29 protein-coding genes, 1 tRNA gene and 1 riboswitch are annotated in these 26663 nt (G+C 61.1%); of the genes, 15 read left to right on the top strand and 15 right to left on the bottom strand.

Translation table 11 applies throughout. The features are described 5' to 3' along the window. Nucleotides 1-10 precede the first annotated feature (10 nt). The 3 genes from FHX11_RS03515 (at nt 11) to FHX11_RS03525 (ending at nt 1759) form a co-directional block, all read left to right on the top strand. The gene (locus FHX11_RS03515) at nt 11-391 is read left to right on the top strand and encodes an SUF system Fe-S cluster assembly protein (RefSeq protein WP_184355083.1); all 381 of its coding nucleotides are present in this window, start codon (nt 11-13) and stop codon (nt 389-391) included. An 89-nt stretch (nt 392-480) separates the two neighbouring features. Then, entirely contained in the window at nt 481-870 is a 390-nt protein-coding gene (gene sufA, locus FHX11_RS03520; RefSeq protein ID WP_184355085.1) for a Fe-S cluster assembly scaffold SufA, read from the top strand. 274 nt (nt 871-1144) lie between these two features. After that, nucleotides 1145-1759: a hypothetical protein gene (locus tag FHX11_RS03525; RefSeq protein WP_184355087.1), complete on the top strand. Its 615-nt coding sequence runs from the start codon at nt 1145-1147 to the stop codon at nt 1757-1759. On the opposite strand, the gene FHX11_RS03530 is transcribed toward FHX11_RS03525, so the two are convergent. The 4 genes from FHX11_RS03530 to gcvT form a co-directional block, all read right to left on the bottom strand. Then, the gene (locus FHX11_RS03530) at nt 1714-2022 is read right to left on the bottom strand and encodes an addiction module antidote protein (RefSeq protein WP_184355089.1); all 309 of its coding nucleotides are present in this window, start codon (nt 2020-2022) and stop codon (nt 1714-1716) included. The two genes, FHX11_RS03525 and FHX11_RS03530, sit on opposite strands and share 46 nt — an antisense overlap. Nucleotides 2023-2246: 224 nt before the next feature. Beyond that, nucleotides 2247-5111, bottom strand: coding sequence for an aminomethyl-transferring glycine dehydrogenase (gene gcvP, locus FHX11_RS03535; protein ID WP_184355091.1), 2865 nt, complete (start codon nt 5109-5111; stop codon nt 2247-2249). Further along, entirely contained in the window at nt 5111-5473 is a 363-nt protein-coding gene (gene gcvH / locus FHX11_RS03540; RefSeq protein ID WP_184355093.1) for a glycine cleavage system protein GcvH, read from the bottom strand. Before gcvH ends, gcvP begins: the two co-directional genes overlap by 1 nt. Nucleotides 5474-5499: 26 nt before the next feature. Continuing rightward, entirely contained in the window at nt 5500-6636 is a 1137-nt protein-coding gene (gcvT, locus tag FHX11_RS03545; RefSeq protein WP_184355095.1) for a glycine cleavage system aminomethyltransferase GcvT, read from the bottom strand. A 147-nt stretch (nt 6637-6783) separates the two neighbouring features. Continuing rightward, nucleotides 6784-6871, bottom strand: a riboswitch (glycine riboswitch). A 180-nt stretch (nt 6872-7051) separates the two neighbouring features. Here gcvT and FHX11_RS03550 point away from each other — a divergent pair. The 7 genes from FHX11_RS03550 (at nt 7052) to FHX11_RS03580 (ending at nt 12910) form a co-directional block, all read left to right on the top strand. Beyond that, nucleotides 7052-7585, top strand: a complete 534-nt coding sequence (locus tag FHX11_RS03550; RefSeq protein ID WP_184355097.1) for a copper chaperone PCu(A)C — start codon at nt 7052-7054, stop codon at nt 7583-7585. Between the two features lie 114 nt (nt 7586-7699). Beyond that, nucleotides 7700-8698, top strand: a complete 999-nt coding sequence (locus FHX11_RS03555; RefSeq protein ID WP_184355099.1) for an RluA family pseudouridine synthase — start codon at nt 7700-7702, stop codon at nt 8696-8698. After that, nucleotides 8695-9348 (top strand): HAD-IA family hydrolase, encoded by a 654-nt coding sequence (locus tag FHX11_RS03560; protein WP_184355101.1) that lies wholly within the window; start codon nt 8695-8697, stop codon nt 9346-9348. The genes FHX11_RS03555 and FHX11_RS03560 overlap by 4 nt, the downstream gene beginning before the upstream one ends. 9 nt (nt 9349-9357) lie before the next feature. Further along, nucleotides 9358-10143 (top strand): ATP12 family chaperone protein, encoded by a 786-nt coding sequence (locus FHX11_RS03565; RefSeq protein ID WP_184355103.1) that lies wholly within the window; start codon nt 9358-9360, stop codon nt 10141-10143. 70 nt (nt 10144-10213) lie between these two features. Next, nucleotides 10214-10693, top strand: coding sequence for a hypothetical protein (locus FHX11_RS03570; RefSeq protein ID WP_184355105.1), 480 nt, complete (start codon nt 10214-10216; stop codon nt 10691-10693). A 62-nt stretch (nt 10694-10755) separates the two neighbouring features. Beyond that, on the top strand, nt 10756-12288 hold the full coding sequence (locus tag FHX11_RS03575; RefSeq protein ID WP_184355107.1) for an acyl-CoA carboxylase subunit beta: 1533 nt from the start codon (nt 10756-10758) through the stop codon (nt 12286-12288). 229 nt (nt 12289-12517) lie between these two features. Continuing rightward, nucleotides 12518-12910: a DoxX family protein gene (locus FHX11_RS03580; protein ID WP_184355804.1), complete on the top strand. Its 393-nt coding sequence runs from the start codon at nt 12518-12520 to the stop codon at nt 12908-12910. Nucleotides 12911-13005: 95 nt separating this feature from the next. On the opposite strand, the gene sugE is transcribed toward FHX11_RS03580, so the two are convergent. From sugE to FHX11_RS03610, 6 genes are all read right to left on the bottom strand, one after another. Then, entirely contained in the window at nt 13006-13320 is a 315-nt protein-coding gene (gene sugE / locus FHX11_RS03585; protein WP_184355109.1) for a quaternary ammonium compound efflux SMR transporter SugE, read from the bottom strand. A gap of 151 nt (nt 13321-13471) precedes the next feature. Next, nucleotides 13472-14305, bottom strand: a complete 834-nt coding sequence (gene fghA, locus FHX11_RS03590; RefSeq protein WP_184355111.1) for an S-formylglutathione hydrolase — start codon at nt 14303-14305, stop codon at nt 13472-13474. Further along, entirely contained in the window at nt 14302-14766 is a 465-nt protein-coding gene (locus FHX11_RS03595) for a YaiI/YqxD family protein (RefSeq protein ID WP_184355113.1), read from the bottom strand. Before FHX11_RS03595 ends, fghA begins: the two co-directional genes overlap by 4 nt. 69 nt (nt 14767-14835) lie before the next feature. After that, the gene (locus FHX11_RS03600; RefSeq protein WP_184355115.1) at nt 14836-15963 is read right to left on the bottom strand and encodes an S-(hydroxymethyl)glutathione dehydrogenase/class III alcohol dehydrogenase; all 1128 of its coding nucleotides are present in this window, start codon (nt 15961-15963) and stop codon (nt 14836-14838) included. 99 nt (nt 15964-16062) lie between these two features. Then, complete coding sequence (locus FHX11_RS03605; protein ID WP_184355117.1) at nt 16063-18072, bottom strand: acetyl/propionyl/methylcrotonyl-CoA carboxylase subunit alpha; 2010 nt, start codon at nt 18070-18072, stop codon at nt 16063-16065. Nucleotides 18073-18152: 80 nt separating this feature from the next. Next, complete coding sequence (locus tag FHX11_RS03610; RefSeq protein WP_184355119.1) at nt 18153-19088, bottom strand: DMT family transporter; 936 nt, start codon at nt 19086-19088, stop codon at nt 18153-18155. 216 nt (nt 19089-19304) lie between these two features. On the opposite strand from FHX11_RS03610, the gene FHX11_RS03615 reads away from it, so the two are divergent. Continuing rightward, nucleotides 19305-19727, top strand: a complete 423-nt coding sequence (locus FHX11_RS03615; protein WP_184355120.1) for a helix-turn-helix transcriptional regulator — start codon at nt 19305-19307, stop codon at nt 19725-19727. 15 nt (nt 19728-19742) lie between these two features. On the opposite strand, the gene lipB is transcribed toward FHX11_RS03615, so the two are convergent. Continuing rightward, nucleotides 19743-20459, bottom strand: a complete 717-nt coding sequence (lipB, locus tag FHX11_RS03620) for a lipoyl(octanoyl) transferase LipB (RefSeq protein ID WP_184355122.1) — start codon at nt 20457-20459, stop codon at nt 19743-19745. 205 nt (nt 20460-20664) lie between these two features. On the opposite strand from lipB, the gene FHX11_RS03625 reads away from it, so the two are divergent. After that, nucleotides 20665-20749: transfer RNA gene (locus FHX11_RS03625), tRNA-Leu, on the top strand. A 237-nt stretch (nt 20750-20986) separates the two neighbouring features. Beyond that, nucleotides 20987-21508, top strand: coding sequence for a hypothetical protein (locus tag FHX11_RS03630; protein WP_184355806.1), 522 nt, complete (start codon nt 20987-20989; stop codon nt 21506-21508). Between the two features lie 67 nt (nt 21509-21575). Here the strand turns inward: FHX11_RS03630 and FHX11_RS03635 are convergent, their stop codons facing one another. Beyond that, entirely contained in the window at nt 21576-22070 is a 495-nt protein-coding gene (locus FHX11_RS03635) for a peptide deformylase (RefSeq protein ID WP_184355124.1), read from the bottom strand. A gap of 189 nt (nt 22071-22259) precedes the next feature. Between FHX11_RS03635 and mgtE the strand changes: the two genes are divergently transcribed. Further along, on the top strand, nt 22260-23672 hold the full coding sequence (mgtE, locus tag FHX11_RS03640; protein ID WP_184355126.1) for a magnesium transporter: 1413 nt from the start codon (nt 22260-22262) through the stop codon (nt 23670-23672). 91 nt (nt 23673-23763) lie between these two features. Continuing rightward, on the top strand, nt 23764-24150 hold the full coding sequence (locus FHX11_RS03645; RefSeq protein ID WP_184355127.1) for a MerR family DNA-binding transcriptional regulator: 387 nt from the start codon (nt 23764-23766) through the stop codon (nt 24148-24150). 106 nt (nt 24151-24256) lie between these two features. Here the strand turns inward: FHX11_RS03645 and FHX11_RS03650 are convergent, their stop codons facing one another. The 3 genes from FHX11_RS03650 to FHX11_RS03660 form a co-directional block, all read right to left on the bottom strand. Next, nucleotides 24257-24895, bottom strand: a complete 639-nt coding sequence (locus FHX11_RS03650) for a glutathione binding-like protein (protein ID WP_184355129.1) — start codon at nt 24893-24895, stop codon at nt 24257-24259. A gap of 277 nt (nt 24896-25172) precedes the next feature. Beyond that, entirely contained in the window at nt 25173-25646 is a 474-nt protein-coding gene (locus tag FHX11_RS03655; protein ID WP_184355131.1) for an isoprenylcysteine carboxylmethyltransferase family protein, read from the bottom strand. 12 nt (nt 25647-25658) lie between these two features. Then, nucleotides 25659-26648, bottom strand: a complete 990-nt coding sequence (locus FHX11_RS03660) for a DUF1624 domain-containing protein (RefSeq protein ID WP_184355133.1) — start codon at nt 26646-26648, stop codon at nt 25659-25661. Nucleotides 26649-26663: the final 15 nt, after the last annotated feature.

Here is a 26663-nt window from a genome sequence, read left to right on the forward strand (position 1 = left end):
GAGGCAAGCAATGTCACTCGACGAAAGCGAACAAAAGATCGACGTGCGCGAGGGCATCGTGCATTCCAGCATCCCCGAAGATGAGCTGGCGCGGCTGAGCGATGACATCATCAGCGCCCTGAAGACGGTCTATGATCCGGAAATTCCGGCTGATATCTTCGAGCTCGGTCTGGTCTACAAGATCGACATCGAGGACGACCGTCTCGTGAAGATCGTCATGACCCTGACCGCGCCTGGCTGCCCTGTCGCCGGCGAAATGCCTGGCTGGGTCGAAAACGCCGTCGGCGCCGTCGAAGGCGTATCCGGGGTGGAGGTTTCCATGACCTTCGATCCGCCATGGACGCCGGACCGCATGTCGGAAGAAGCGCAGGTCGCGGTCGGCTGGTATTGAAGGCCGGTATTGAAGCCGGGGGCCGCAGGCTTTACATTGAGACTCGAAGCGCCGGATCTTGACCCCGGTTGCGGAAGGAGAATGGGCCTATGGGCTTTGCAGTGATGAGCATGACGGATGCGGCCGCAGCCCGCGTCAAGGCGATCGTCGAAAATTCCGGCGCCGATGCCAAGGGCGTTCGCGTCGGCATCAAGAAGGGCGGATGCGCCGGCATGGAATACACCATCGATCTGGTGACCGAGCCGAACGCCAAGGACGACCTGATCGAACGCGATGGCGCCAAGGTCTGGGTCGAGCCGTCGGCTGTGCTCTATCTGCTCGGCACCGAGATGGGCTTCGAGACCACGACGCTGCGTTCCGGTTTCACCTTCACCAATCCGAACCAGACCTCGGCCTGCGGCTGCGGCGAATCCGTCGAGCTAAAGCCGGCCGACCTCGCTGCCCTGGCGGCGCAGCGGCAGGAAGCGCAGCCTGCCTGAACGGGCTTGGTCCGCAACTTGCAAATGGCCGGCTGAAGAACGAATGTAGCATCTGGATTTCCCGGCGCCTGCAATGATTTAGCGTGGATGATTTGCAAATGCCGCTCGCCACAAGCTGAGCTGGGCCTAAAGAATTTCCGATTTTCTTCGAATCGCGAAAACGCTCTATCCCTTTGTTTTTACGCAATTCCGTACGGAAAACCGCTTCGCACTTCTCTTGGAATTGCTCTAGCCTGCAGTTTATTTCAAAACCATTTTATTGCCAGAGAGACGAATGATCACACGTCGCTGCATGTTGATGATGTCGGCCGCTGCAATATTGCCTGGCGGGAGCCGCGCGCAGAGCCTTGCTCCGGCCAATGATTTTCCCGCGCCTCTCGCCTTCAGGATTGTTGTCCTGCCCGGCGGCTCCGATGCAAAAGACCTCGTCCTGATGGCCGTCTATGGCGAGGGAGAAGACGAAACGAAGTTTGTCATCGATATTCGTGGCCCGGATGACAAGCAGGATGGCTTGGACGGGAAGGCTGAAGCCGGTGGTCCGATAAGCTTCTCGCGCGGCTCATTCCGTCATGTTCCTGGCTCTCGTCCAACGCGATTCTTCGGGGAATTGGCCAAAGCCATCGCAGCAAACGCGCCCAGCGCCTCGAATGCAAAGCTCGATACGCTGCCGTTCGGCATGGCATTTCTCGGAGCGGCGAGAGCCCGCCTTCCCGGCGGCGGGTTTGGACGCGGGCCGGGGAACTGGTACCCCACCAAGCTCTTCCTTGGCGAAGAGGCAGCCGAAGTCTATTTCAATTTCAATCTGATTTCTGGTGAGGCGGAATTCAGCATGAAAGATTCGGACTATGGCAATACGGTCCTTTCCGAATTGTCCAAGGTGATCTGGTAGCTTGCCGCGGGCACCGGCGTCAGCCTGAGGCCGAGCGCTCGGACGACTTTCAGGATGGTCGCGAATTCGGGATTGCCTTCGCCGCTCAGGGCGCGATAGAGCGCAGAACGGTTCATGCCGACATCCTTGGCAAGCTTGGTCATGTTGCGGCGGCGGGCGACTTCGCCCAATGCCCGGGCAATAGAGGCGGGATCGCCGGTTTCGAAGGCGGCCGCGATAGAGAGGTTCAGGGCTTCCACGCCGATCGGCCACTGTTTCGCCATGTCATATGCCCTTCCGTACGGGTATCGATCCGACTTCCAAGATCCAAAAATGCGTCATCGAAGACGCCGCGCCTCCGGCTGGACGCGCGGCATTTTCATAGAGATGTTTGACGATGGATTTATGTCGGATGGGAGCGAAGCGATTGAACCGCTTCGCTCTTTTGCTTTTACGCAATTCCGGGCGGAAAACCGCTGCGCAATTTTCCCGGAATTGCTCGCAGATACTATTCCGCCGCCTCGGCGTAGGATTCGACCGGTGGGCAGGTGCACACCAGATTGCGGTCGCCAAAGACATTGTCGACGCGGTTGACCGGCGACCAGTATTTGTCGACCCGGAAAGCGCCCGGCGGGAAGCAGGCTTGTTCGCGGGAATAGGGCCGGTTCCATTCGCCGACGAGGTCTTCGACCGTATGCGGCGCGTTCTTCAACGGATTGTCCGTCTTGTCCATCCGTCCCTCTTCGATGGCGCGCGCCTCCTCGCGGATCGCCAGCATCGCCTCGCAGAAGCGATCGAGTTCGGCCTTGGTCTCCGATTCGGTCGGCTCGATCATCAGCGTGCCGGCGACCGGCCAGCTCATGGTCGGTGCGTGGAAGCCGCAATCGATCAGGCGCTTGGCGACGTCATCGACGGTGACGCCGGCGCTGTCGACCAGCGGCCGCGTGTCGATGATGCATTCATGCGCGACACGGCCAGCCTTCGACTTGTAGAGTACGTCATAGGCGCCCTTCAGCCGTGCGGCGATATAGTTGGCGTTGAGGATCGCCACCTTGGTCGCCTGCGTCAGCCCTTCGCCGCCCATCATCAGGCAATAGCTCCAGGAAATCGGCAGGATCGACGCCGAGCCGAAGGCCGCCGCCGAGACGGCGCCCGCGCGGCCGTCGGTCTCGGGATGGCCGGGCAGGTGGGGTGCCAGATGCGCCTTGACGCCGATCGGACCCATGCCGGGGCCACCGCCGCCATGCGGGATGCAGAAGGTCTTGTGCAAGTTCAGGTGGCTGACGTCGGAACCGATGTCGCCGGGGCGGGAAAGGCCGACCATGGCATTCATGTTGGCGCCGTCGAGATAGACCTGGCCGCCATGCTTGTGGACGAGATCGCAGATCTCCTTCACCGTCTCCTCGAAGACGCCGTGCGTCGAAGGATAGGTGATCATGCAGCAGGAGAGGTTGTCGGCATACTGCTCCGCCTTGGCGCGGAAGTCGTCCATGTCGATATCGCCATTGTCGCTGACCTTGACGACGACCACCTTCATGCCGGCCATCTGGGCAGAGGCCGGATTGGTGCCGTGCGCCGAGGTCGGTATCAGGCAGATGTCGCGGTGTCCCTCGCCATTGGCGATGTGGTAATTGCGGATGGTCAGCAGGCCGGCATATTCGCCCTGCGCGCCGGAATTCGGCTGCATGGAGAAGGCGTCGTAGCCGGTGACGGCGCAGAGCTTTTCCGTCAGATCGTCGATCATCTCGCGATAGCCCAGCGCCTGATCGGCAGGGACGAAAGGATGAATATCCGAGAATTCAGGCCAGCTTATCGGCAACATCTCAGCCGTTGCATTAAGTTTCATCGTGCAGGAACCGAGCGGGATCATCGAACGGTCGAGCGCCAGGTCGCGATCCGAGAGACGGCGGATGTAGCGAGTCATCTCGCTTTCGGCGCGGTTCATGTGGAAGATCGGATGCGTCAGATATTCGCTGGTGCGCAGCAGGGTTTTCGGCAGGCGATAGCCGGGCTCGAAATCGGCGAGACGGAAGTTGCCGCCGAAGGCGCGCCAGACGGCCTCCAGCGTCGCCGGCCGCGTGCGCTCGTCGAGGCTCATGCCGATTTTCGTTTCGCCGACCTTGCGCAGGTTGACGCCCTCGGCGACGGCGGCGCGCAGGATCAGGCCCTGCATATGCCCGACGTCGACCGTGATCGTGTCGAAGAAGCTTTCGGGCTCGACGGTATAGCCGAGCTTCTCCAGCCCCTTGGCCATCAGCACGGCCTTCTGATGCACCTGCTGCGCGATCGCCTTCAGCCCCTGCGGGCCATGGAAGACGGCATACATCGAGGCCATGACGGCAAGCAGCACCTGCGCGGTGCAGATGTTCGAGGTCGCCTTTTCGCGGCGGATATGCTGTTCGCGGGTCTGCAGCGACAGACGATAGGCGCGGTTGCCGCGCGCATCGACCGAGACGCCGACCAGCCGTCCGGGCATGGAGCGCTTGTAGGCGTCCTTGACCGCCATATAGGCCGCGTGCGGGCCGCCATATCCCACGGGTACGCCGAAGCGCTGCGAGCAGCCGATGGCGATATCCGCGCCCATTTCGCCGGGCGACTTCAGCAGCGTCAGCGCCAGCGGATCGGCAGCGACGACGGCGATGGCGCCGGTCTGGTGCAGCCTGGCGATCAGGCCGGTGAAATCATGGATATGACCATGCGTACCCGGATACTGGAAGATGGCGCCGAAGACATCGACCGGGTCGAGATCGGTGAAAGGATTGCCGACGATGACGGTCCAGCCGAGCGGTTCGGCACGAGTCTTGATCAGCGCAATGGTCTGCGGATGGCAATCGGCATCGACGAAGAAGGCCCTGGCCTTGGATTTCGCCACGCGCTCGGCCATCGCCATGCCTTCGGCGGCGGCGGTCGCTTCGTCCAGCAGCGAGGCGTTGGCGACATCGAGACCGGTGAGGTCGCAGATCATCGTCTGGTAGTTCAGCAGCGCCTCGAGGCGGCCCTGGCTGATTTCCGGCTGATAGGGCGTATAGGCCGTGTACCAGGCGGGGTTTTCCAGAATGGTGCGCTGGATGACCGGCGGCGTGATCGTGCCGTAATAACCCTGGCCGATCAGCGACACCAGCACCTTGTTCTTGTTGGCAGTCTCGCGCAGCTTGTCGAGCGCCTCGCGCTCCGTCATCGGCGCACCCCAGGCAAGCGGTGCCTTCTGGCGGATGGACGGCGGCAGGGTGGCGTCGATCAGTCTGTCGAGACTGCCATAGCCGATCACCTCAAGCATATCGGCCATCTCCGAGGGAGAGGGGCCGATATGGCGCCGGTTGGCGAAATCGTAGGGCTGATAATCCGTGAAGGTGAATTCCGTCGGCGTGGTCATTATGCAATGAGCTCCTTGTAGCCGGATTCGTCAAGCAGGGCATCAGCATCGGCAGCATTCCTCAATTTAAGCTTGAAGAACCAACCGTCCCCCATCGGATCGGAATTGACGAGTTCCGGATCGTCCACGATGGCCTGGTTGATTTCGGTGATCTCGCCATCGAGCGGACAATAGACTTCGGACGCCGCCTTGACGGATTCCACGGTGGCGGCATCGTCGCCCTTCGAGAATTTGGCGCCGACTTCCGGCAGTTCGACGAAAACGAGGTCGCCGAGCTGTCCGGCGGCATGCGCGGTGATGCCGACCGTCGCGACGGCGCCTTCGATGTTCAGCCATTCGTGTTCTTCGGTGAATTTCAGCATGGATAATCCTCTCTGGCGGTGACGCTTCAGCGTTTGTAGGTGGGGGTAATGAATGGCAGGGCGGAAACCGTAACGGGCAGATACTTGCCGCGCACCTCCGCATAGATCTGGGTGCCGGGTTCGGCGAAAGCCACGGGCAGGTAACCCATGGCGACTGGACCTTCGACACTCGGGCCGAAACCACCCGAGGTGACTTCGCCGATCCCGGTCTTGCCCTCGGCGTCGGCGTAGAGCTTGGCGTGGCCGCGCACGGGGGCCTTGCCTTCCGGCTTCAGCCCGACGCGGCGGCGCGAGGTGCCTTTTTCGAGTTCGGCGAGGATACGTGTGCTGCCGGGGAAACCGCCGGCGCGGGCGCCGCCGGCCTTGCGGGCTTTCTGCATTGCCCATTCAAGGGCGGCTTCGACAGGGGATGTCGTCTGGTCGATGTCATTTCCATAGAGGCAAAGGCCAGCTTCCAGACGCAGCGAGTCGCGGGCACCGAGGCCGATCGGCTGAACATCGGGATGTTCGAGCAGCCGCTTGGCGATGTCTTCCGCCTTGTCGGCGGGCACGGAGATTTCGAAGCCATCCTCCCCGCTATAGCCGGAGCGGGAGACGAGGCAGGAAACGTCGTGCAGCCGACAATGGCGTACATCCATGAACCTCATATAGGCGATATCGGCCCAGAGTTCGGCAAGCACCGAAACGGCGCGGGGACCTTGCAGGGCGATCAGGGCGCGATCGAGTAAAGTGACTTCGCAGGTATCTCCGATATGATCCTGAAGATGCTTGATATCTTCATGCTTGCAAGCCGCGTTGACGACGACAAAGAGATAATCGTCCATATGGGTGATCATCAGGTCGTCGAGGATATCGCCCTTGTCGTCGGTGAAGAAACCATAGCGCTGGCGTCCCTCTGCCAGGCCGAGGATATCGACCGGAACGAGGCTTTCCAGCGCCAGCGCCGCATCCTCATATTTGCCGGAGCGGGCGCGGATGGTGACTTGGCCCATGTGGGAGACATCGAACAGGCCGGCGGATGCGCGGGTCCAAAGATGCTCCTTGAGTACGCCGGGCGCATATTGCACCGGCATGTCGTAGCCGGCGAAGGGCACCATGCGGGCGCCAAGCGACAGATGCAGCGCGTGAAGGGGTGTTGTCTTGAGGGCAGCGGTCTCGTCCAAATGACGCCTCCGGGGTTTGCGCCTGATAGAGGCGCAGAGCTCAAAATTTCGGCGCGGCTGCGCCTTACGATGAGCCCCCTCTGTCTCTTTGCCTGAGATTGTTATCCCTTCGGCGAACGCTTGCGCGTTTCTCTCCAGAGTTCCGTCTGCCCGCTGCTGGTCCTTTGGCCTGAGAGTTTCCGGGGCGGTTGCTCCTTCGGCACCGGCTCGCGCCGGATTCTCCCAACAGGGTTGGTCGCCATTATCTGGTAGTGGCGGGAGATGGCAAGGGGCAAATGTCGCCATCGAACAAATTTTTGTCGCGCCGGTCTTCGCGCCGGCGCCGAAGGCGCGACCGATGGATGCAGGGACTTTGCAACGGAGCATTGGGACGCTATCCCATAACGACAACCGAGGAGCCGGGCAGGAGATGATGATGAACCGCAATTTTACCGCCGCGTTGCTGATGTCGGCGGCCATGCTGTCGCTTTCGGCGGCAACCGTCGCCGCGCAGCAGAGCAACAGCGCGAATACCATGCCCGGCATGCAGATGGATAGCGCCAAGGCGCCAGACGGAAGCGCCGCGGCCAAACTTGGCGATCTCGACATCAGCGGTGGCTATGTTCGCGCCATGCTGCCGGGTCAGCCGGTCGGCGGGGGCTACATCACCATTCACAACGCGGGCAAGACGGATGACAAGTTGACCTCCGTGACCTCTTCGGCTGCCGGCAAGGTGGAATTGCACGAGATGAAGATGGAAGGCCAGATCATGAAGATGCGGGAGGTCAAGGGCGGCGTTACCATCCCCGCCGGCGCGACGGTGACACTGTCGCCGAGCGGCATGCATCTGATGTTCAAGCAGGTGAAGGAGCCGTTCAAGCAGGGCGGCGCCGTGCCGGTCATGCTGATGTTCGACAAGGCAGGGATGGTCGATATCACCCTGCCGGTGACGTCGCCGCAGGGGAAGTGAGCGACAAAATTCCCGCCCTCGAACAATTCCGATTTCCACTTTTGGCCGAAATGCTCTAAAGCCACGTCCAAAGGCCGGGAATAGCCCGGTTCACGCATTTTCGAAAGAAGAAGAATGGCCGGGATTGAGCATATTAAGGTCGAGCCTGACGAGGCCGGCATGCGCCTCGACCGCTGGTTCAAGGTGCATTTTCCTGGACTTGGCTTTGGGCAGCTACAGAAGCTGATGCGCTCCGGCCAGGTGCGCGTCGATGGTGGTCGCGTCAAGACGGATGCGCGCGTGCAGCCGGGACAGATGGTGCGCGTGCCGCCGCTGGATGTCGATGCGAAGGGGGCGCAGAGCGGCCCGATCGCCGGGAAGGACTTGAAGCATTCCGGTGACGCCGAGCTTCTGTCGCGCATGCTGCTGCATGAGGACGAAAAGGTCTTCGTGCTCAACAAGCCGGCCGGCCTTGCCGTGCAGGGTGGCTCGGGCCTGACCCGCCATATCGACAAGATGCTGGAGGCATGGACGAGCAAGAAAGGCGAGAAGCCGCGCCTGGTCCATCGCCTCGACCGCGACACGTCGGGCGTTCTCGTGGTCGCACGCACGCGCGGTGCCGCGCAGAAGCTGACGGCTGCCTTTCGCGAACGCGACACCAAGAAGACCTACTGGTCGCTGGTCAAGGGCGTGCCGCGCAAGCATGAGGACAAGATCTCGACCTGGCTGGTCAAGGAAGCCACCGCCGACGGCGACCGCATGCGCATCGCCAAGCATGGCGAGGAGGGCGCCGATCACGCCATTTCCTACTATCGCGTGCTGGAAACCGCCGCCCAGCGCCTCGCCTGGCTGGAAATGGAGCCCTATACCGGCCGCACGCACCAGCTTCGCGTCCATGCGCTGCATATCGGCCATCCGATCATCGGCGATCCGAAATATTTCGACGACGATCCGAACTGGGATTTTCCGGGCGGCGTCCAGAAGCGGCTGCATCTGCATGCCCGCCATATCGATATCCCGCATCCGAACGGCGGGCGTCTGCGGGTCACGGCGCCGCTGCCGCCGCATATGGTGCAGACCTGGAACCTCCTGGGCTTTGACGAGGCGTCGGCAGGGGAGCCGGACGACGAATGAAACTCGTTCTTTTCGATTGCGACGGGACGCTGGTCGATAGCGCGCGGCTGATCCATGAGGTCATGGCGCGCACCTTCGTCGCCTTCGGCTACAAGCGCCCGGACATCGCCTCCACCAAGTCGATCATCGGGCTGACGCTGGATATCGCCATTGCCCGCATGCAGGGAAAGCAGCATGTCGACGACGAAGCGATCGCCATGACGGCGCATTACAAGTCGATTTTTACCGACGTGCGCGACGAAGGGGATATGCAGACGCCGCTCTTCGACGGCATCAGGCCGCTGATCGAGACCTTGGCTGCACGCGACGAATTGCTGCTCGGGGCGGTGACCGGCAAGTCCCGCCGCGGCCTCGTCCATATTCTCGATTCCAACGGTTTCGCGCCCTATTTCGTCGTGTCGCGCACCGCCGATGATTGCCCTTCCAAGCCGCATCCGGCAATGGTCACGGAATGCTGCGAGGAGACGGGCGTGGATCCGCATGATACTATCGTCATCGGCGACGCCGTCTATGACATGCAGATGGCGAAAGCCGCCGGTGCGACCGCGATCGGCGTCGCCTGGGGCTATGCCTCGGTCGAGGAGCTGCTGGCGGCCGGCGCCGATACGATTGCCCATCATCCGAACGACCTGTTGAGCCATATTCTCTGAGGTGACGCCATGCGCGACCTGTTGAACGACCTCTCCGAGGGCCTGAGCCATCCCGATCCGATCCGCCGCGCGCAGATCCAGATGAAGAAGCCGTTGCCGAAGCGGTTCTACAAGGACGTCACCATCCGCGAGAGCGAGGACGGCTATGCGATCGAACTCGACGGCAAGGTGGTGAAGACACCGGCGCGGCGGCCGCTTGCCGTGCCGACCGAGGCACTCGCCAAGCTCGTGGCGGCCGAATGGGCGCGTCAGACCGATGTTATCGACCCCGCCACGATGCCGGTGACCCGGCTGGTCAATACGGCGTTGGACGGCGTCGCCACCGACCCGCAGGCGGTTTTCGAGGATATCCTGCGTTTCTCCGCGAGCGATCTGCTGTGCTATCGCGCCAATCAGCCGGAGCGCCTGGTGGAACGGCAATCCGAGCGCTGGGACCCGGTGATCGACTGGGCCGCCCAGGATCTCGGCGCCCGCTTCATCCTGGCGGAAGGCGTCATGCATCAGGAGCAGCCGCGCGAGGCGATCGCCGCCTTCGCCGTGACGCTGCGCAAATACGACACGCCGCTAGAGCTCGCCAGCCTGCATACGATCACGACGCTGACGGGTTCGGCGATCCTGGCGCTCGCTTTCGCCGAAGGCCGCCTGTCGTTTGCCGAGGTCTGGTCGCTCGCTCATCTCGACGAGGATTGGACGATCGAGCAATGGGGCAGCGACGAAGAGGCCGAACAGCGCCGCGCCCAGCGCTTTGAAGAGTTTCAGGCTGCAACGGATGTTTTTTCCGCGCTTCGCAGTTGAATAGTGTTGATTTGCAGCCCGTTATATCGAACTCTGCATCCTATGGGGTTGGGAATTCGGGACGCGAATCATGCTGTTGTTGAGGTCGGGTGCGGCACTATCGGCGCTCGTTGGGTGTTTGGTGCTGACCGCGTGTTCGAGCTGGTCGCTGACGCCGCCACCTCAAGTTCCCGAATATGATGTTCGCAGCGTCACGGTGGTTGCCGACCAGGCGATCCCGCCTGTTCCGCCGACGCTCTTGTCCGCCACGAGCGAACGCATCAACGCCGCAATAGCGGCGACGACGCGTGATGCGCCCTTGCCGAAAGTGGCCTTGACGATCCGTGTCACGGACCTGCGCAAGGGACGCAGCTTCAACCATGATCGCAACTCGGCAAAGATCAACGTCGATGCCGCGTCGCTCGAAACTGGGGCCGTGCTTGCCATGGCCACCTTCGACTCGGTGAACTACACGCCGGATCAAACCGCTGCCAACGACCTGATGGCCGAAGATATAGCCGCCCGAATTCGCTCGATCTTCGTGCTGAATACGCCGCATTTGGTGAATTGAACCAACGGCTTCAAACTGCCGCCGCGCCATGGTAAGCCGGATCAGCGGAGAAGAGGGCCATCATGAAAGAGATCCTGCAGGAACTGGAACGTCGCCGGGGCGTCGCAAGGCTCGGGGGCGGGCAGGCGCGCATCGATGCGCAGCATGGGCGCGGCAAGCTGACGGCGCGCGAGCGCATCGACATTTTTCTCGATGAAGGTTCCTTCGAGGAGTTCGACATGTTCGTCGAACATCGCTCGACCGATTTCGGCATGGACAAGACCAAGATCGCCGGCGACGGTGTCGTCACCGGCTGGGGCACGGTCAATGGCCGCACCGTGTTCCTGTTCGCGAAGGACTTTACAGTTTTCGGCGGCTCGCTTTCGCAGGCGCATGCCGAGAAGATCATGAAGGTCCAGGACATGGCGCTGAAGAACCGCGCGCCGATCATCGGCATCTACGATGCCGGCGGCGCGCGTATCCAGGAGGGCGTGGCCGCACTCGGCGGTTACGCGGAGGTGTTCCAGCGCAACGTGCTTGCCTCGGGCGTCATTCCGCAGATTTCCATCATCATGGGCCCTTGCGCCGGCGGTGACGTTTATTCGCCGGCCATGACCGATTTCATCTTCATGGTGCGCGACACCTCCTACATGTTCGTGACCGGACCGGACGTGGTGAAGACGGTCACCAACGAGACCGTGACCTCCGAGCAGCTCGGCGGCGCATCGGTGCACACGACGAAATCCTCCATCGCCGATGCCGCCTACGACAACGATATCGACACGCTTCTGCAAGTGCGCCGGCTGATCGATTTCCTGCCGCAGTCGAATACGGCGGCATTGCCGGAGATCGAGTGCTATCAGTCCGTCACCGATGTCGACAACTCGCTCGATACGCTGATCCCCGCCAATGCCAACAAGCCCTATGACATCAAGGAACTGATCCTGAAGGTGGCGGACGAGGGCGACTTCTTCGAGATCCAGGCGAGCTTCGCCAAGAACATCGTCTGCGGCTTCGGCCGCATCGAGGGAGCGACGGTCGGCTTCGTCGCCAATCAGCCGATGGTGCTCGCCGGCGTGCTCGACAGCGACGCCTCGCGCAAGGCGGCGCGCTTCGTGCGCTTCTGCGATTGCTTCAATATCCCGATCGTCACCTTCGTCGATGTGCCGGGCTTCCTGCCGGGAACGGCGCAGGAATATGGCGGGCTGATCAAGCATGGCGCCAAGCTGCTCTTCGCCTATGCCGAGGCGACCGTGCCGAAACTGACGGTCATCACCCGCAAGGCCTTCGGCGGCGCCTATGACGTCATGGCCTCGAAGCATCTGCGCGGCGATCTCAACTATGCCTGGCCGACGGCGCAGATCGCCGTCATGGGCGCGAAAGGGGCAGTGGAGATCATCTTCCGCAAGGATATTGCCGACCCGGAGAAGATCGCGGCGCATACGAAGATGTACGAGGATCGTTTCCTGTCACCCTTCGTTGCCGCCGAGCGTGGCTATATCGACGAGGTGATCATGCCGCACTCGACCCGGCGGCGTCTGGCGCAAGGCTTGAAGATGCTGCGCAACAAGAGCCTGACCAATCCATGGAAGAAACACGACAATATTCCGCTTTAAGAGCATGTCGCGCAAAACTGTGCGGCGGTTTTGCGAGAGCGACATGCTCAAGATCAAAAGCTAGAGCACGAGAAGCGAATTTGAAAGATCGCGCCACGCTCTAGGCATGTGGCAACAAGTCACGGACCTAACACGGTAAATTGATTGGACGTCAAAAGCCGTGTTTTCAACTTCCACCCCGTCCAATCTATTCCTTCTTTTCAGGGGGATTCAGACATTGGAGTTTAAAATGGCGCTTTCCGATCGGCTGACGCAATATCAGCCCCATGCACTTACCGTACTGCGTATCATCACCGGCCTGTTGTTCATCGAACACGGCACCCAAAAGCTGTTTGCTTTCCCGGCTGGCGGTTCCTTCGATGGACCGCTGCCGACCTTGATTCTCATCCAGGGCCTTCTGGAAGTCTTCGGTGGCCTCGCCATCGTCCTTGGCCTGTTTACGCGTGTCGTTGCCTTTATCCTGAGCGGCAACATGGCGGTCGCCTACTTCATGGCGCATTACCCGAAGAACTTTTTCCCGGCCAACAATGGTGGCGATGCAGCGATTCTCTACTGCTTCATCTTCCTGTTCCTGGTTTTCGCAGGCCCGGGCCTGTTTGCGATCGATAACCGCAAGAAATGACATCGTTCGACCGGGCTTGCGGCACCCCTCGCAAGCCCGGCGGATGTCATGCCGACAGGGCGTGAACGGCCGCTGCCCCGCAGCCGCCTCCTGCCTCAGGCGGCAAGCTTGAGACCCGCAATGCCGGCGACGATCATGCCGATGCAGACGAGGCGAACCAGGGTTGCGGGATCACCCAGCAGCCATATGCCGAGAAGAACGGTGCCGACCGTGCCGATGCCGGTCCAGACCGCGTAAGCCGTGCCCATCGGCAGTGTCTTCACCGCCAAGCCGAGCAGAACGATGCTCACCACCATCGAAATGAGGGTCAGGATTGTCGGCATCGGCCGTGTGAATCCATCGGTATATTTCAGGCCGATAGCCCAACCGATTTCAAACAGGCCTGCGAGAAAAAGCAGGAACCAAGCCATGATACGCTCCTTTGTCAAGAGCGAGGCCGTCCCCGCATGTGCTTACGGCCGGATGACGTCCGGCCGCCGCAGTCGTCTGCGCTGCCTGTGATATGCTATTGCTCGACCACTATTTCAAGCGGGCTTTTGCATAGCTGTCATGCAACCATTTTCAGGCGAGCCGCTCGGCGTGCCACTTCAGATGGTCATCCATGAAGCTGGAAATGAAATAGTAGGAATGATCATAGCGCTCGTGCATGCGCAGCGTCAGACCGATGCCGGTGCCCTTGACCGCCTCTTCGAACAGCCAGGGACGCAGGCCGTTTTCAAGGAAGCCATCCGCCTTGCCCTGATCGATCAGGAATTCCGGAAAGCGCGCGCCGTCCTCGACGAGGGCACAGGCATCATATTTCCGCCAAGCGGCCTTGTCGGCGCCCAAATATTTCTCGAGGGCCGGCGCCGACCAGTCTGCCGTCGAGGGCTGAACGATCGGGGCGAAGGCGGAGCAGCTCTTGAAGCGATCGGGATTCTTCAAGGCGATGGTCATGGCGCCATGGCCGCCCATGGAATGGCCGAAAATGCCCTGCCGGCTCATGTCGGCGCGGAACTGCTTGGCGATCAGGGCCGGCAGCTCCTCGGTGACATAGCTATACATCTGGTAGTTTTCGGCCCAGGGCTCCTCGGTGGCGTCGAGGTAGAAGCCGGCACCCTTGCCCATCTGCCAGTTGGTCAGCTCATCGGGCACGTCATTGCCGCGCGGGCTGGTATCCGGGCAGACGATGATCAGGCCGAGGTCGGCGGCCATGCGGCGATATTCGCCTTTCTCCATGACATTGGCGTGGGTGCAGGTGAGGCCGGAGAGATACCAGAGAACGGGGCGGGGCTCGGTGATCGCCTGCGGCGGCACGAAGACCGCGAAGGTCATCTCGCATTTGCAGGTTTCCGATTCGTGCGAAAAGACGCCCTGCATGCCGCCGAAGGCGGTGTTCTGGGAAATGATGTTCAAGACTGGCCTCCAGGCGGATTTTGAGTTTTGGCACGCCGGCAAAGCCGGTCGAAGGTTTCGAGGAAGGCGGAGCGGTCGCGCGGCGAAAAGGCGGCATTGTAGCCCTTGCTCTCGCCGGTTTCGCGCAGATGCGCGCCAAGGTCGCGCATGGCCGTGGCCATTCCGATATTGCTCTTGTCGAAGATACGACCGGTCGGCCCCGTCACCAGCGCGCCGGCGGCGACGCAGCGCCCGGCCAGCGGCACATCGGCGGTGACGACGATATCGCCGGGTCCGGCATGATCGGCGATCCAGTTGTCGGCGGCGTCGAAGGCATTGGAGACGATGACGTTCCTGACCATAGGATCGCGCGAGGGTCTCAGCCCCGAATTGGCGACAAGCGTCACCTCGATGCCGTGGCGCTCGGCAACCTTCAGAATTTCCGGCTTCACCGGACAGGCATCGGCATCGACATAGATCATGGAAATATGAGTATTTCAAATGGCATGCGGCGATGAACTCATACGCCGCATGCGCTTGGCCAATAACGCTTAGTACACGACGACGCCGCGGATGCTTTCGCCCTTGTGCATCAGATCGAAGCCCTTGTTGATGTCTTCGAGCGGCATGGTGTGGGTGATCATCGGGTCGATCTGGATCTTGCCCTGCATGTACCAGTCGACGATCTTCGGCACGTCGGTGCGCCCGCGCGCGCCGCCGAAGGCCGTGCCCATCCAGTTGCGGCCGGTCACCAGCTGGAACGGACGCGTCGAAATCTCCTGGCCGGCGCCGGCAACGCCGATGATGACCGACTTGCCCCAGCCGCGATGCGAGGCCTCCAGCGCCTGGCGCATCACCTTGGTGTTGCCGGTGCAGTCGAACGTGTAGTCGGCGCCGCCGATCAGGTCGCCATTGCGCTTGGTCAAATTGACGAGATAGGGCACGATATCGTCGCCGACCTCCTTCGGGTTGACGAAATGCGTCATGCCGAACTTCTCGCCCCAGGCCTTGCGGTCCGGATTGATGTCGACGCCGATGATCATGTCGGCGCCGGCAAGGCGCAGGCCCTGCAGCACGTTGAGGCCGATGCCGCCGAGACCGAAGACGATCGCCGTCGAGCCGATCTCCACCTTGGCGGTGTTGATGACGGCGCCGATGCCGGTGGTGACGCCGCAGCCGATGTAGCAGACCTTGTCGAAGGGGGCGTCCGGATTGATCTTGGCGAGCGCGATCTCCGGCAGCACGGTAAAGTTGGCGAAGGTCGAGCAGCCCATATAGTGGTGGATCTTGTCCTTGCCGATCGAGAAGCGCGAGGTGCCGTCGGGCATGACGCCCTGGCCCTGGGTGGCGCGGATCGCGGTGCACAGGTTGGTCTTGCGCGAGGTGCAGGAATAGCATTCGCGGCATTCGGGCGTGTAGAGCGGGATGACGTGGTCGCCCTTCTTCACCGAGGTGACGCCGGGACCGACATCGACGACGATGCCGGCGCCCTCATGGCCGAGGATGGCGGGGAACAGGCCTTCCGGATCGGCACCCGACAGCGTGAAGTCGTCGGTGTGGCAGATGCCGGTCGCCTTGACCTCGATCAGCACTTCGCCGGCCTTCGGCCCCTCGAGCTGAACCGTCATCACTTCCAGCGGCTTGCCGGCCTGAACAGCTACTGCGGCGCGTACGTCCATCGTCTCATCCCTTCTCATAATGATTTTGTCGGCGCGACATTCGCATGCGCGCCCCGAACGGCTCAAGCTAAAAATCAGACACTTAATGCCGTATTCTGATCAGGCGAACTCCATGATCACCGCGTCGACGGCGAGACTCTCGCCGGGTTTGGCATTGATCTTGCCGACCGTCAGGTCGCGCTCGGCGCGCAGGACGTTCTCCATCTTCATCGCTTCGACGATGGCCAGCGTTTCCCCCGCCTTGACTTCCTGCCCCTCGGCGACCGCGATGGCGACAACGAGGCCGGGCATGGGGCAGAGCAGCAGTTTCGACGTATCCGGCGGCAATTTCACCGGCATCAGCCTGTCGAGTTCGGCCTGGCGCGGCGTGAAGACTTTGGTGCCGACGGAAAGCCCCTGCCAATCGATGCGCAAGCCATTCAGCACGGCGCGGATCTGCGCCGTTACCTTGCGTCCGTCGACCGTCCCTGTCCAGACCGGCTCGCCCGGCCGCCAGTCGGCTGCAACCGCCAGGGTCTTTCCATCGATCCGCATGTCCATTTCGAATGGAATGGTGACGAGGCCGTCCACCAGCGTGATCGGAATGTAGTCCGCACCGAGCTTGACCACCCATTCCTCGCGCAGCGGCCCCGCCGCCGGCCGCAGCCTGTCGGCATAACGCTCGCGGCGGCCGGAATCGATCAGGCCACAGGACAAGGCAATGGCGGCGAGCACCGCGATGTCCTTGCCGTGCGGCGTCATCGGCGCGAAACCGTCCGGATATTCCTCGGCGATGAAGCCGGTGGAGAGACGACCCTCGCGCCAGCGCGGATGTTTCATCAATGCCGACAGGAACGGCATGTTATGCTCGATGCCATCGACGACGAATCCGTCCAGCGCCTCGGCCATGGCATCGATCGCGGCAAGCCGCGTCGGCGCCCAGGTGCAGAGCTTGGCGATCATCGGATCGTAATACATCGAGATTTCGGCGCCCTCGAAGACGCCGGTATCGTTGCGGACGACGCTGTCGCCGTTCTGGCCCTCGCGCGGCGGGCGATAGCGGCTGAGACGGCCGATCGACGGCAGGAAATTGCGATAGGGGTCTTCGGCATAGAGGCGGCTTTCGATCGCCCAGCCATTGAGCTTGATATCATCCTGCCCGAACGGCAGCGTTTCGCCAGCGGCGACGCGAATCATCTGTTCGACGAGATCGATGCCGGTGACGAGTTCGGTTACCGGATGTTCGACCTGCAGGCGGGTATTCATTTCAAGGAAATAGAAATTGCGGTCGCGATCGACGATGAATTCGACCGTGCCGGCGCTCTGGTAATCGACCGCCCTGGCAAGCGCGACGGACTGTTCGCCCATGGCCTTGCGCGTCGCTTCGTCCAGGAAAGGCGAGGGCGCCTCCTCGGCCACCTTCTGGTTCCGGCGCTGGATGGAGCATTCGCGTTCGCCGAGATAGACGACATTGCCATGGCTGTCAGCCAGAACCTGGATCTCGATATGGCGCGGATCGACCACGAATTTCTCGATGAAGACGCGATCGTCGCCGAAGGAGCTCCTTGCCTCGGAACGGGCACGATCGAAGCCGTCGCGGACCTCATCCTTGCTCCAGGCGATGCGCATGCCCTTGCCGCCGCCGCCCGCCGATGCCTTGATCATCACCGGATAGCCGATCTCGCCGGCGATCCTCTCGGCATGGTCGGCATCGTCGATGACGCCGAGATAGCCGGGCACGGTGGAAACCTTGGCGGCATTGGCGAATTTCTTCGATTCGATCTTGTCGCCCATGGCCTCGATCGCCCTGGGTTTCGGGCCGATGAAGACGATGCCCTCCTTCTCCAGCGCCTGGCAGAAAGAGGCGCGCTCGGAGAGAAAGCCATAGCCGGGATGCACGGCCTCGGCGCCGGTCTGCTTGCAGGCGGCGATGATCTTGTCGGCAACGAGATAGCTCTCGGATGCCGGCGCCGGCCCGATATGCACGGCCTCGTCGGCCATTTCGACATGCAGGGCGTCGCGATCGGCGTCGGAATAGACGGCGACGGTCCGGATGCCCATCCGGCGCGCGGTCTTGATCACACGGCAAGCGATCTCGCCGCGATTGGCGATCAGGATTTTCTTGAACATGCAAACTCCGCCCAATGCATATGCCTGTCAGCGTTTTAGCCACAAATCGCCCCGGCGGTCCATGAGGAAGATGAACGGCCTCAGGGCGAGGGTACGGATCGCGCCTGCACCCGCTCGCGCCAGATGATGAACAGGCCTGATCCGACGATGATCAGGATACCGATCCATTTGGAGAGATTGGGAAAATCACCAAAGAGCGCATAGCCGAGAATGGTGGCGGAGATGATCTCGAAATACTGGAACGGCGCCAGCAGCGACAGGGGCGCCAAGCGGAAGGCGCGCACGACGAGCATATGCGCATAGCCGGAGATCGAGCCGAGAATCAGCAGCAGCAAGAGACCGAGCCATGAGGCGGGCAGGGACGGCGCAAAATCGGCGACGCCTGCAGACGAGCCGGCCCAAACAGCGGCCGCCATGAAAATCGTGCCGCCGATACCGGACATGATCTGCATGGTCAGTGGCGAGTCGGCCTCGCCGATGGCTCGGTTCATGAAAAGATAGAGCGCATAGACGAAGGCGCAGCCGACCGGCAACAGCGCCTTCAGGCCGAAAACCTCGAAACTCGGCTGAATGACGATCATCGCGCCGCAGAAGCCGATGAGAATCGCCAACCAACGCCGCCAGCCGACCTTATCGCCGAGAAACAGGGCGGAAAGCGCGGTCAGGATGAAGGGTTCGACGAAATAGATCGCAAAGACGTCGGCAAGCGGCATGTATTTCACCGCCGCGAAGAACAGCAGGCTCGCCAGGCCGTGCAGGACGCCGCGCAGCAGGTTCAGCCACGGCCGTTTCGCCGAAAGGGTCGACCAGCCGTAAACCGTCATCAGCAGCGGCAGGGTGCAGGCGAGCTGGAAGAAGAAGCGGTAGAAGGTCACCTGTCCCGGCGACATGCTCTCGAAGGTCGCCATATATTTGGCGATCGCATCCATGACCGGCAGCACGATCATGGCGCCGGTCATGATGGCCATGCCCTGCAGAGAGTTCTGTTGAGTGGGTGCGGCGGTGGGATCGGACATGGTGAGCCATCAATCACAGGAACGCCGATCGATCAAGGCGCGGTTGCAGCTGCACTGCCGGTTTCATCACATGATTTGGCCCGGACTTTCCCAAATGGGACAGATCATGGTGGCGGCATGACGCCCTTAGACCTATCTCTACCCGGTTAATCCGCTAAAAATTTAAGCGCGCCGCTTAGAATTTCACCGGCGCGACCGAAACGGAGGATCGCACCGATGTTGAAGACGGAACAAGAAACGACCGTTTTTTCGGATGAAGGCGACGATACCCTGGGCGGGCGAATCTCCATGGCCCGCGATGCCGCCGGCATCAATCTCGAATCACTGGCACATCAGCTCGGCGTCAAACGGGAAACGATGCTTGCCTGGGAATCCGACCGCTCCGAACCAAGCCCGTCCGTTCTGGCGACGATGGCGAGCCTGTTCGGCGTTTCGCCGGCCTGGCTGATGAGCGGAACCGGCGAGGGGCCGGGCGAGGACAGCGATCAGCGCGCGCTGGAAGCGGTCAAGCTCGAATTGTCGCGCTTGCGCTCCGCCCATCAGGAAATCGGCCGGCTGATCGAATCGACCACCCGCCAGATCGAGAGACTTGATTATCAGGTCCGCCTGCGCAACGTCAGCAAGGACGTCGCGCATTAGGCAATAGGCTAGGCGTCAGGCCTCGTTGACCGTTTCGCCGAAAACCTGTTCGAAGGATTCGCGCAGGCGGATATCCACATCCGCCATCATCACCGGCAGGCCGAGATCGACGAGGCTGGTGACGCCGTAGGCGGATATTCCGCAGGGAACGATTCCCGAGAAATGCGTGAGATCGGGATCGACGTTCAGCGACAGGCCGTGAAACGTCACCCATTTGCGCACGCGGATGCCGAGCGCGGCGATCTTGTCCTCGGCGACAGTCCCATCCGGCAGCAGCGGTTTTTCCGGGCGGCGCACCCAGACGCCGACACGATCCTCGCGCCGCTCGCCGCGGACATTCATCGAATCAAGCGTGCGGATGATGACTTCTTCCAGCGCGGCGACGAAAGCGCGGATGTCCTGACGCCGGCGCTTCAGATCCAGCATGACATAGGCCACGCGCTGGCCGGGACCATGATAGGTATATTCGCCGCCGCGTCCGGTGGCGAAGACCGGGAAACGCTCGGGCTCGATCAGATCCGACGCATTGGCGCTCGTGCCGGCCGTATATAAGGGGGGATGCTCGACCAGCCAGACGAGTTCCGCAGCCGCGCCATCGGCGATCGCGGCCACTTCGGCCTCCATGGTCGCCACCGCCTCGTCATAGGGCACGGGACAGTCGGCGATGCGCCAACGCACCGGCGGCGAGCCGGCAAGCGGAAACATTTGATGTTCGAGATCAGTGCGGAGCATCCAGCCAGTCCTTGTGCAGCCCATGCGGCCGGGCATCTCTGACAAAAAGCGGACGGGCCGGCAAGCACCGCCTATATGGAGGCTTCCACAGGCTATTTCAAACGCCTGTGAAAACTCTTCAAAAAAACTGACATATATCCCTTGTGCCCCCCGAATGCTTTTGCTACATGCAGCCCCGCCGGAGCAATTCGGCACCTACCACGATGCGGTCGTGGCGGAATTGGTAGACGCGCAGCGTTGAGGTCGCTGTGGGGCAACCCGTGGAAGTTCGAGTCTTCTCGACCGCACCAAACAAATAACCCGCTTCGGCGGGTTTTTTACTTTCTGGCTCCCTGCAGTCATCGATATCCTTTTAGGCTGCGCCCATCTGCGATATTCTCGTAATAATCGGTAATTTCGTACAGTTACCGTTCATGTTCGACGCCATATGGTATCGCTCATCGAACCCGATTGGGCGTCAATTGACAAACCGGGAGGGCGAGATGATTAATAGTTTCGACATTCGTCATAGAGCGGAGGATATGCCAATGACAAGTCGTGCCATCCTGTTGATGTCTTTTGCATCTTTTGCAGTCCTGGGTTCGATGGCCCTCTCATCACCAGCTTCTGCGCTGACGATGAAGGAATGCAGCACCAAGTATCAGGCCGCCAAAGACGCCGGCACCCTGAACGGCCAGAAGTGGAATGACTTCCGTGCCGCACAGTGCGGCGCCGATGCTTCCGCCGCCACCACGCCGGCAGCCACGGCACCGGCCGCTACGACGCCTGCAAAGACCACGACGACCGCCAAGGTTGATCCGAACGAGCCGGATGTCACCAAGCCGCCGGCCAAGGAGCCTGCGAAGCCGACGACCGTCGCTCCGTCGGGCGTAAAGTTCCCAAGCGCGGTTGATACCAAGTATTCGAGCGAAACGCCCGGCAAGGCTCGCTTCCACACCTGCGTCGACGCCTACAATGCCAACAAGGCTGCAAACAGCCTCAATGGCCTGAAGTGGATCCAGAAGGGTGGCGGTTACTACAGCCTCTGCAACACCAAGCTGAAGGGCTGATCTCCACAGCTTTCATGCAAATCGAGCGGGCGCCCCAGTGGCGCCCGTATCGTTTTATGAGGACGAATCAGGATTTCGCCTTTTCCCATTTCTTTACGAGCCGGTCGCGCTTCAGCTTGGACAAGCGCTGCAGCCAGAATATGCCGTCGAGCTGGTCGACCTCGTGCTGGATGCATGTGGCGAGAAAACCCTCGGCTTCGGCTTCCCGGAGCTCACCGCCGATATCCTGATAGCGCAACCGGATCGCTTTCGGCCTGATAATCTCGTCGGTAAAGCCGGGCATCGACACGCTGCCTTCGATATGTCGCTGCATGTCCTCGGAAAACCAGGTGATTTCCGGATTGATATAGGTGCGCGCACCGTCTTCACGGCTGAGCTCGATCACGGTGACACGCTGGAGCACGCCGATATGGGCCGCCGTGATGCCGACGCCTGGCGCGGCATGCATCGTCTCCAGAAGATCGGTGACGAGACTGCGCAAGTCATCGTCGAAAACGGTCACCGGTGCGCAAGCGGCTTTCAGCAGCGGGTCGGGGAAGCGGAGGATGGAACGGACTGTCACGGTTCTCTCTATCAACGGGGCGGCATGGCCGAGGCCTCGAGAACAGGCTCGACAGGCGCTGCCATCACTATCTTACAGACACGATAAGAAATGTTAGCTTTCCCGTCTATCCAATTGTTGACAATCAGCTTTTAGCCGCCATTCTCGATATTGAATTCCCATGACGGAACCCGGAATGCGAGGCGGCACATGACGACGACCGACGAAGACGTTCGCAAGGCCGCCACCGACGCCGGCCTCGATATCTACAACGAGGACGGTGTCGTCCGCTCCGATTTCCTGGCGGATGTCAGTCATGCCATCGAGCGCGACGACCGCGCATTCCTGCAGCAAAATGTCGTCCGGCTGCATGATTCCGAGCTCGGCGATCTCCTCGAATCCTTGCCGCCACATGAGCGCCTGGCGCTGGTACGGCTGCTCGGCGACGATTTCGACATGACGGCGCTGACGCAGGTCGACGAGGCGATCCGCATGGAAATCGTCGACCAGATGCCGAACGACCAGATCGCCGCCGGCATCGGCGAACTGGATTCGGACGATGCCGTCTATATTCTCGAGGATCTCGACCAGGAGGACCGCGACGAGATCCTGTCGCAGCTGCCGTTTACCGAACGGGTGCGCCTGCGGCGCGCCCTGGATTATCCCGAAAGCTCCGCCGGGCGCCGCATGCAGACGGAGTTCGTCGCCGTGCCGCCGTTCTGGACCGTCGGGCAGACCATCGACTACATGCGCGACGAGGAGGGGCTGCCGGAGAGCTTCTCGCAGATCTTCGTCATCGATCCGACCTTCAAGCTGCTCGGCAGCGTCGATCTCGACCGTATCCTGCGCACCAAGCGGAAGACGAAGGTCGAGAGCATCATGCGGGAAAGCTCCCATCCCATTCCCGCCGAAATGGACCAGGAAGAGGCGGCCCGGCTTTTTGAACAATATGACCTGCTGTCGGCCGCCGTGGTCGACGAAAACGACCGGTTGGTCGGCGTGCTGACCATTGACGACGTCGTCGACGTCATCAACGAGGAGGCCGACGAGGACATCAAGCGGCTCGGCGGCGTCGGCGACGAAGAACTGTCGGACAATATCATCTCGACGGTACGGTCACGCTTCGTCTGGCTGGCGGTCAACCTGATCACGGCGATCCTGGCTTCCAGCATCATCGATGTCTTCGACGGCGCGATCGAGAAGATGGTGGCGCTGGCCGTGCTGATGCCGATCGTCGCCTCGATGGGTGGCAATGCCGGCACGCAGACCATGACCGTCACCGTCAGGGCGCTCGCCACCGGCGACCTCGATATCTACAACGCCTTCCGCGTCATCCGCAGGGAGGCGGGCGTCGGTTTGCTGAACGGCGTTCTTTTCGCCGTCATCATGGGGGCGATCGCAACCTTCTGGTTCCACGATTTTCAGCTCGGGATCGTGATTGCGGCGGCGATGATCATCAATCTGGTTGCCGCCGCGCTTGGCGGTATCCTGTTGCCGCTGGTGCTGCATCGATTCGGGGCCGATCCGGCCATCGCCTCGTCGGCCTTCGTCACCACGGTCACGGATTGCACCGGATATTTCGCCTTCCTTGGCCTTGCGACCTGGTGGTTCGCGATACACTAGACCTGAGCGAGGCTTATCGCCGTTCTGCGCAAATTGACTATTACGTAAAAGTCAATATTATGTGATCTCGCAAGACATGGGCGGATGACGAGTGGAAAGATTCTATAGCATAACGGAGCTGACGCGGGAATTCGGAGTTTCGACCCGGACGCTTCGCTTTTACGAGGACGAGGGGCTTATCCATCCCGAGCGTCGGGGCCGCACGCGCTTGTTCCGGACAGCGGACCGCCGCCTGATCCAGGAAATCCTGCGCGGTCGCCGCATCGGCTTCACCATCGCCGAAATCCGCGAGATCATCCAGGTCTACAAGGAGCCGCCGGGCGAAATCGGCCAGCTGAAGCTGCTGATGAAGCGCGTCGATGAGAAGCGCGAGGAGCTGCGCCAGAAGCGCAAGGATATCGACGATACGCTGACCGAACTCGACAATGTCGAGGAAGCGTGCCTCGGCCGCCTGGCCGAAATCGGCGTGGGGACTTGATTCCCTGGACCTGTTTACTCCCCTAAGGCGAACATACGTTGGATTCCTAACAACCAACGCTTAGAGGCCACGGCGCGACCATTGGCATCGAACTCTGCACGAACGCCTATTCCCAGAGGGAAATTCCCTCTTGCAATATGGCGCGCTGCACCGCTTCGCGGGTCTCCAATCTTCGAGCATGAGATGTCCAGGCTGGATAGTCATTTTGCATATCGATGGCCATGCGATTCCCCCACCTGTAGAATACGAGCAGATAGGGATCGACAATGGAATAATGCTCTCCCACAGCCCAGATTTTGCCATTCAGCTTGGATTCTATCAATGCAAATGCGGAAGCCAGATGCTCCTTTCCTTTGTTAACCAAGGGTGCGTACATCGATTCATCCGGCAAGAAAAAGTCAGCGCGCCAGATCATTCGAACAGCGACCGCATGAACCGCACTGGATAACCAGTTAAACCATTCGATGGATCGGACGATACTTATGGGGTCAGTTCCCAGGAGTTTCGCATCGGGATTCTCCAGACCGAGATGCAACAGAATTGCAGGCGCTTCCGTGAGGCTGAAATTTTCGGCGAGGAGGATGGGGATTCGCCCTTTCGGGTTCAAGCGACGGAATTCGTCGGTCTTGGTTTCAGGGTGGCCGGGAGACATTAGCGCTAACGAATATGGCCTTCCGATTTCCTCCATGATGATGTGAGGCGCCAAGGAGCACGAGCCGGGTGCAGCATGCAGCGTGTAATGCATCGATTCCTCCGAAATCAGTATTCCTATTTTAAGGTTGCGATGACTGACCTGGATAAGCAGGATCGTCAAAGTCCGGGCGCAGTAAAAACAGTTAGTCGCGGTTCGTCATTTCATTCCCTTCCGATTGCAGCGCATTATAGAGAGACAGCGCGTGCCAATGCTTTACCGCTGAGAAAAAGAAGAATCGCGACTTGGTCGTCAGGCCCCCCGTCACCCCGCATGCCCTTCATAAAGGGTACGCGGCCAGCTCTGATCGATGAGCTTTAGGTCCAAACGTCTAGATCCAGCGGCGGGTATGCCTGCAGTAGAACTCGAATTCGCAGCCGAAGCGCGCGAGCAGATGCATCTCCTCGCGATGAATGACCAGCATCGTGGTCAGGGCCGCCGCCACCGCCGCCATGGCGATGAACCAGAGATTGCCGATCAACAGGCCGAGGCTCATCGTCAGCAGCGTGTAGCCGAGATAGGTCGGGTTGCGGCTGAAGCGGAATGGCCCCTTGGTGACGAGATGCGTGCTGCAACGCTGCGTCAGCACGGTCGTGCGGCTTTCGATCAGGGTCTTGACCGCCCAGACATTCAGCGTAACCGCGACGAAGGTCAGGAGCGCGCCGATCGCCCAGCCGATGGCGGCAAACGGCTGAGGCAGCCGCATGGGATAATCCTGGTTGAGATACAACGCCGCTATGACTGCGAGACTATACAATACAGGCGGCCACGGAAAACTCAGCGACTTGGAACGATAGGCATTCATAGAATAACCCTGTCATTGCGCTTGTTCCGTGCATTGTAGCGCGATTCGCGTCACTCGTTCATCGCTATCTGCCTTGATTGCGCCCGACATCAGCGGCGAAAACAGATTTTGTGCCTGCAGCCGCTCCAGCGTGCACTGGCAGAAGCTGCGGCACATGGTTTCGCTGCCGGAGCGCGTGCAGGAGGTCTCGCATTGCCTGATATAGTCGACCGCCTGGTCGACGGGTTGCGGTGGCATGACCAGCGACAGAAGATAGACGAGGCTGATGAGCAGCGGCTGGTGGACAAGGTAGAAGATCAGGCTGTGGCGGCCGGCGCGGGCGATGAGGTTGCGGCCGGAGCCGAGCTTCGCCAGCGAATGAAGCCATCCGAACCGGATTGCCAGCTGCGCCATGCCCAGACCGAAAAGGAAAGGCGTCAGCCAGGGAAAGAGCGGCACATAGTCGTTCGACCGGGGGATGCTCTGGGACAGGCCGACCCAGTAGAGCCACGGGGCGTCGAAAAAAGCGGAATGCAATGAGAAGGGTGCGACGACATTGTCGACGATGATGCCGGCCGCAAGCAGCAGGGCGACCGACAAGGTCGCGAAAGCCGGCAGGCGCAGGAAGAGCAGCCCGATGATGCTGGCCGCCGCAATGCTGTGCAGGATGCCGAAGAAAATCCATTCGTCGCGCATGCCGATGAAGGTGACGATGGAAATCGCGGCTGCGGCTGCGACGATCATGCCGAGGCGCTTGAAATAGGATTGCCAGCGGATTTCCGGCGTGCTGGCAAGCACCAGGCTGACGCCGGCGAGAAACAGGAAGGTGCTGGCAATGGCGCGGGCGTAGAATTTCAGCCAGCCGGTCTCCGCCGTACCGGGATCGAGATAGCCGAAGAATTCGAAATCCCAGGTGCCGTGATAGCTGGCCATCGCCAGGAGTGCGGCGCCACGCGCCGTATCCAGAATGCCGATGCGGGGCGTTTTCTGCGGCGCATCGGTACTCTCGGCAATAACGGCCATCGGCGGGTCCTTCCA

Origin of the sequence: Rhizobium sp. BK602 (assembly GCF_014195095.1) — a bacterium.
Taxonomy (GTDB): Bacteria; Pseudomonadota; Alphaproteobacteria; order Rhizobiales; family Rhizobiaceae; genus Rhizobium.

Bases quoted from the DNA above. Each gene is read 5' to 3' on its own strand.
- mgtE (WP_184355126.1), top strand. From the start codon at position 22,260: ATGACGACGACCGACGAAGACGTTCGCAAGGCCGCCACCGACGCCGGC.
- FHX11_RS03630 (WP_184355806.1), top strand. From the start codon at position 20,987: ATGACAAGTCGTGCCATCCTGTTGATGTCTTTTGCATCTTTTGCAGTC.
- FHX11_RS03580 (WP_184355804.1), top strand. From the start codon at position 12,518: ATGGCGCTTTCCGATCGGCTGACGCAATATCAGCCCCATGCACTTACC.
- FHX11_RS03650 (WP_184355129.1), bottom strand. From the start codon at position 24,895: ATGCATTACACGCTGCATGCTGCACCCGGCTCGTGCTCCTTGGCGCCT.
- sugE (WP_184355109.1), bottom strand. From the start codon at position 13,320: ATGGCTTGGTTCCTGCTTTTTCTCGCAGGCCTGTTTGAAATCGGTTGG.
- FHX11_RS03605 (WP_184355117.1), bottom strand. From the start codon at position 18,072: ATGTTCAAGAAAATCCTGATCGCCAATCGCGGCGAGATCGCTTGCCGT.
- FHX11_RS03530 (WP_184355089.1), bottom strand. From the start codon at position 2,022: ATGGCGAAACAGTGGCCGATCGGCGTGGAAGCCCTGAACCTCTCTATC.
- FHX11_RS03525 (WP_184355087.1), top strand. From the start codon at position 1,145: ATGATCACACGTCGCTGCATGTTGATGATGTCGGCCGCTGCAATATTG.
- FHX11_RS03570 (WP_184355105.1), top strand. From the start codon at position 10,214: ATGCTGTTGTTGAGGTCGGGTGCGGCACTATCGGCGCTCGTTGGGTGT.
- sufA (WP_184355085.1), top strand. From the start codon at position 481: ATGGGCTTTGCAGTGATGAGCATGACGGATGCGGCCGCAGCCCGCGTC.
- FHX11_RS03595 (WP_184355113.1), bottom strand. From the start codon at position 14,766: ATGATCTATGTCGATGCCGATGCCTGTCCGGTGAAGCCGGAAATTCTG.
- FHX11_RS03600 (WP_184355115.1), bottom strand. From the start codon at position 15,963: ATGGACGTACGCGCCGCAGTAGCTGTTCAGGCCGGCAAGCCGCTGGAA.
- FHX11_RS03555 (WP_184355099.1), top strand. From the start codon at position 7,700: ATGGCCGGGATTGAGCATATTAAGGTCGAGCCTGACGAGGCCGGCATG.
- lipB (WP_184355122.1), bottom strand. From the start codon at position 20,459: ATGCTCCGCACTGATCTCGAACATCAAATGTTTCCGCTTGCCGGCTCG.
- gcvH (WP_184355093.1), bottom strand. From the start codon at position 5,473: ATGCTGAAATTCACCGAAGAACACGAATGGCTGAACATCGAAGGCGCC.
- FHX11_RS03615 (WP_184355120.1), top strand. From the start codon at position 19,305: ATGTTGAAGACGGAACAAGAAACGACCGTTTTTTCGGATGAAGGCGAC.
- FHX11_RS03560 (WP_184355101.1), top strand. From the start codon at position 8,695: ATGAAACTCGTTCTTTTCGATTGCGACGGGACGCTGGTCGATAGCGCG.
- FHX11_RS03565 (WP_184355103.1), top strand. From the start codon at position 9,358: ATGCGCGACCTGTTGAACGACCTCTCCGAGGGCCTGAGCCATCCCGAT.
- gcvP (WP_184355091.1), bottom strand. From the start codon at position 5,111: ATGACCACGCCGACGGAATTCACCTTCACGGATTATCAGCCCTACGAT.
- FHX11_RS03575 (WP_184355107.1), top strand. From the start codon at position 10,756: ATGAAAGAGATCCTGCAGGAACTGGAACGTCGCCGGGGCGTCGCAAGG.
- FHX11_RS03660 (WP_184355133.1), bottom strand. From the start codon at position 26,648: ATGGCCGTTATTGCCGAGAGTACCGATGCGCCGCAGAAAACGCCCCGC.
- FHX11_RS03610 (WP_184355119.1), bottom strand. From the start codon at position 19,088: ATGTCCGATCCCACCGCCGCACCCACTCAACAGAACTCTCTGCAGGGC.
- FHX11_RS03655 (WP_184355131.1), bottom strand. From the start codon at position 25,646: ATGAATGCCTATCGTTCCAAGTCGCTGAGTTTTCCGTGGCCGCCTGTA.
- FHX11_RS03550 (WP_184355097.1), top strand. From the start codon at position 7,052: ATGAACCGCAATTTTACCGCCGCGTTGCTGATGTCGGCGGCCATGCTG.
- FHX11_RS03515 (WP_184355083.1), top strand. From the start codon at position 11: ATGTCACTCGACGAAAGCGAACAAAAGATCGACGTGCGCGAGGGCATC.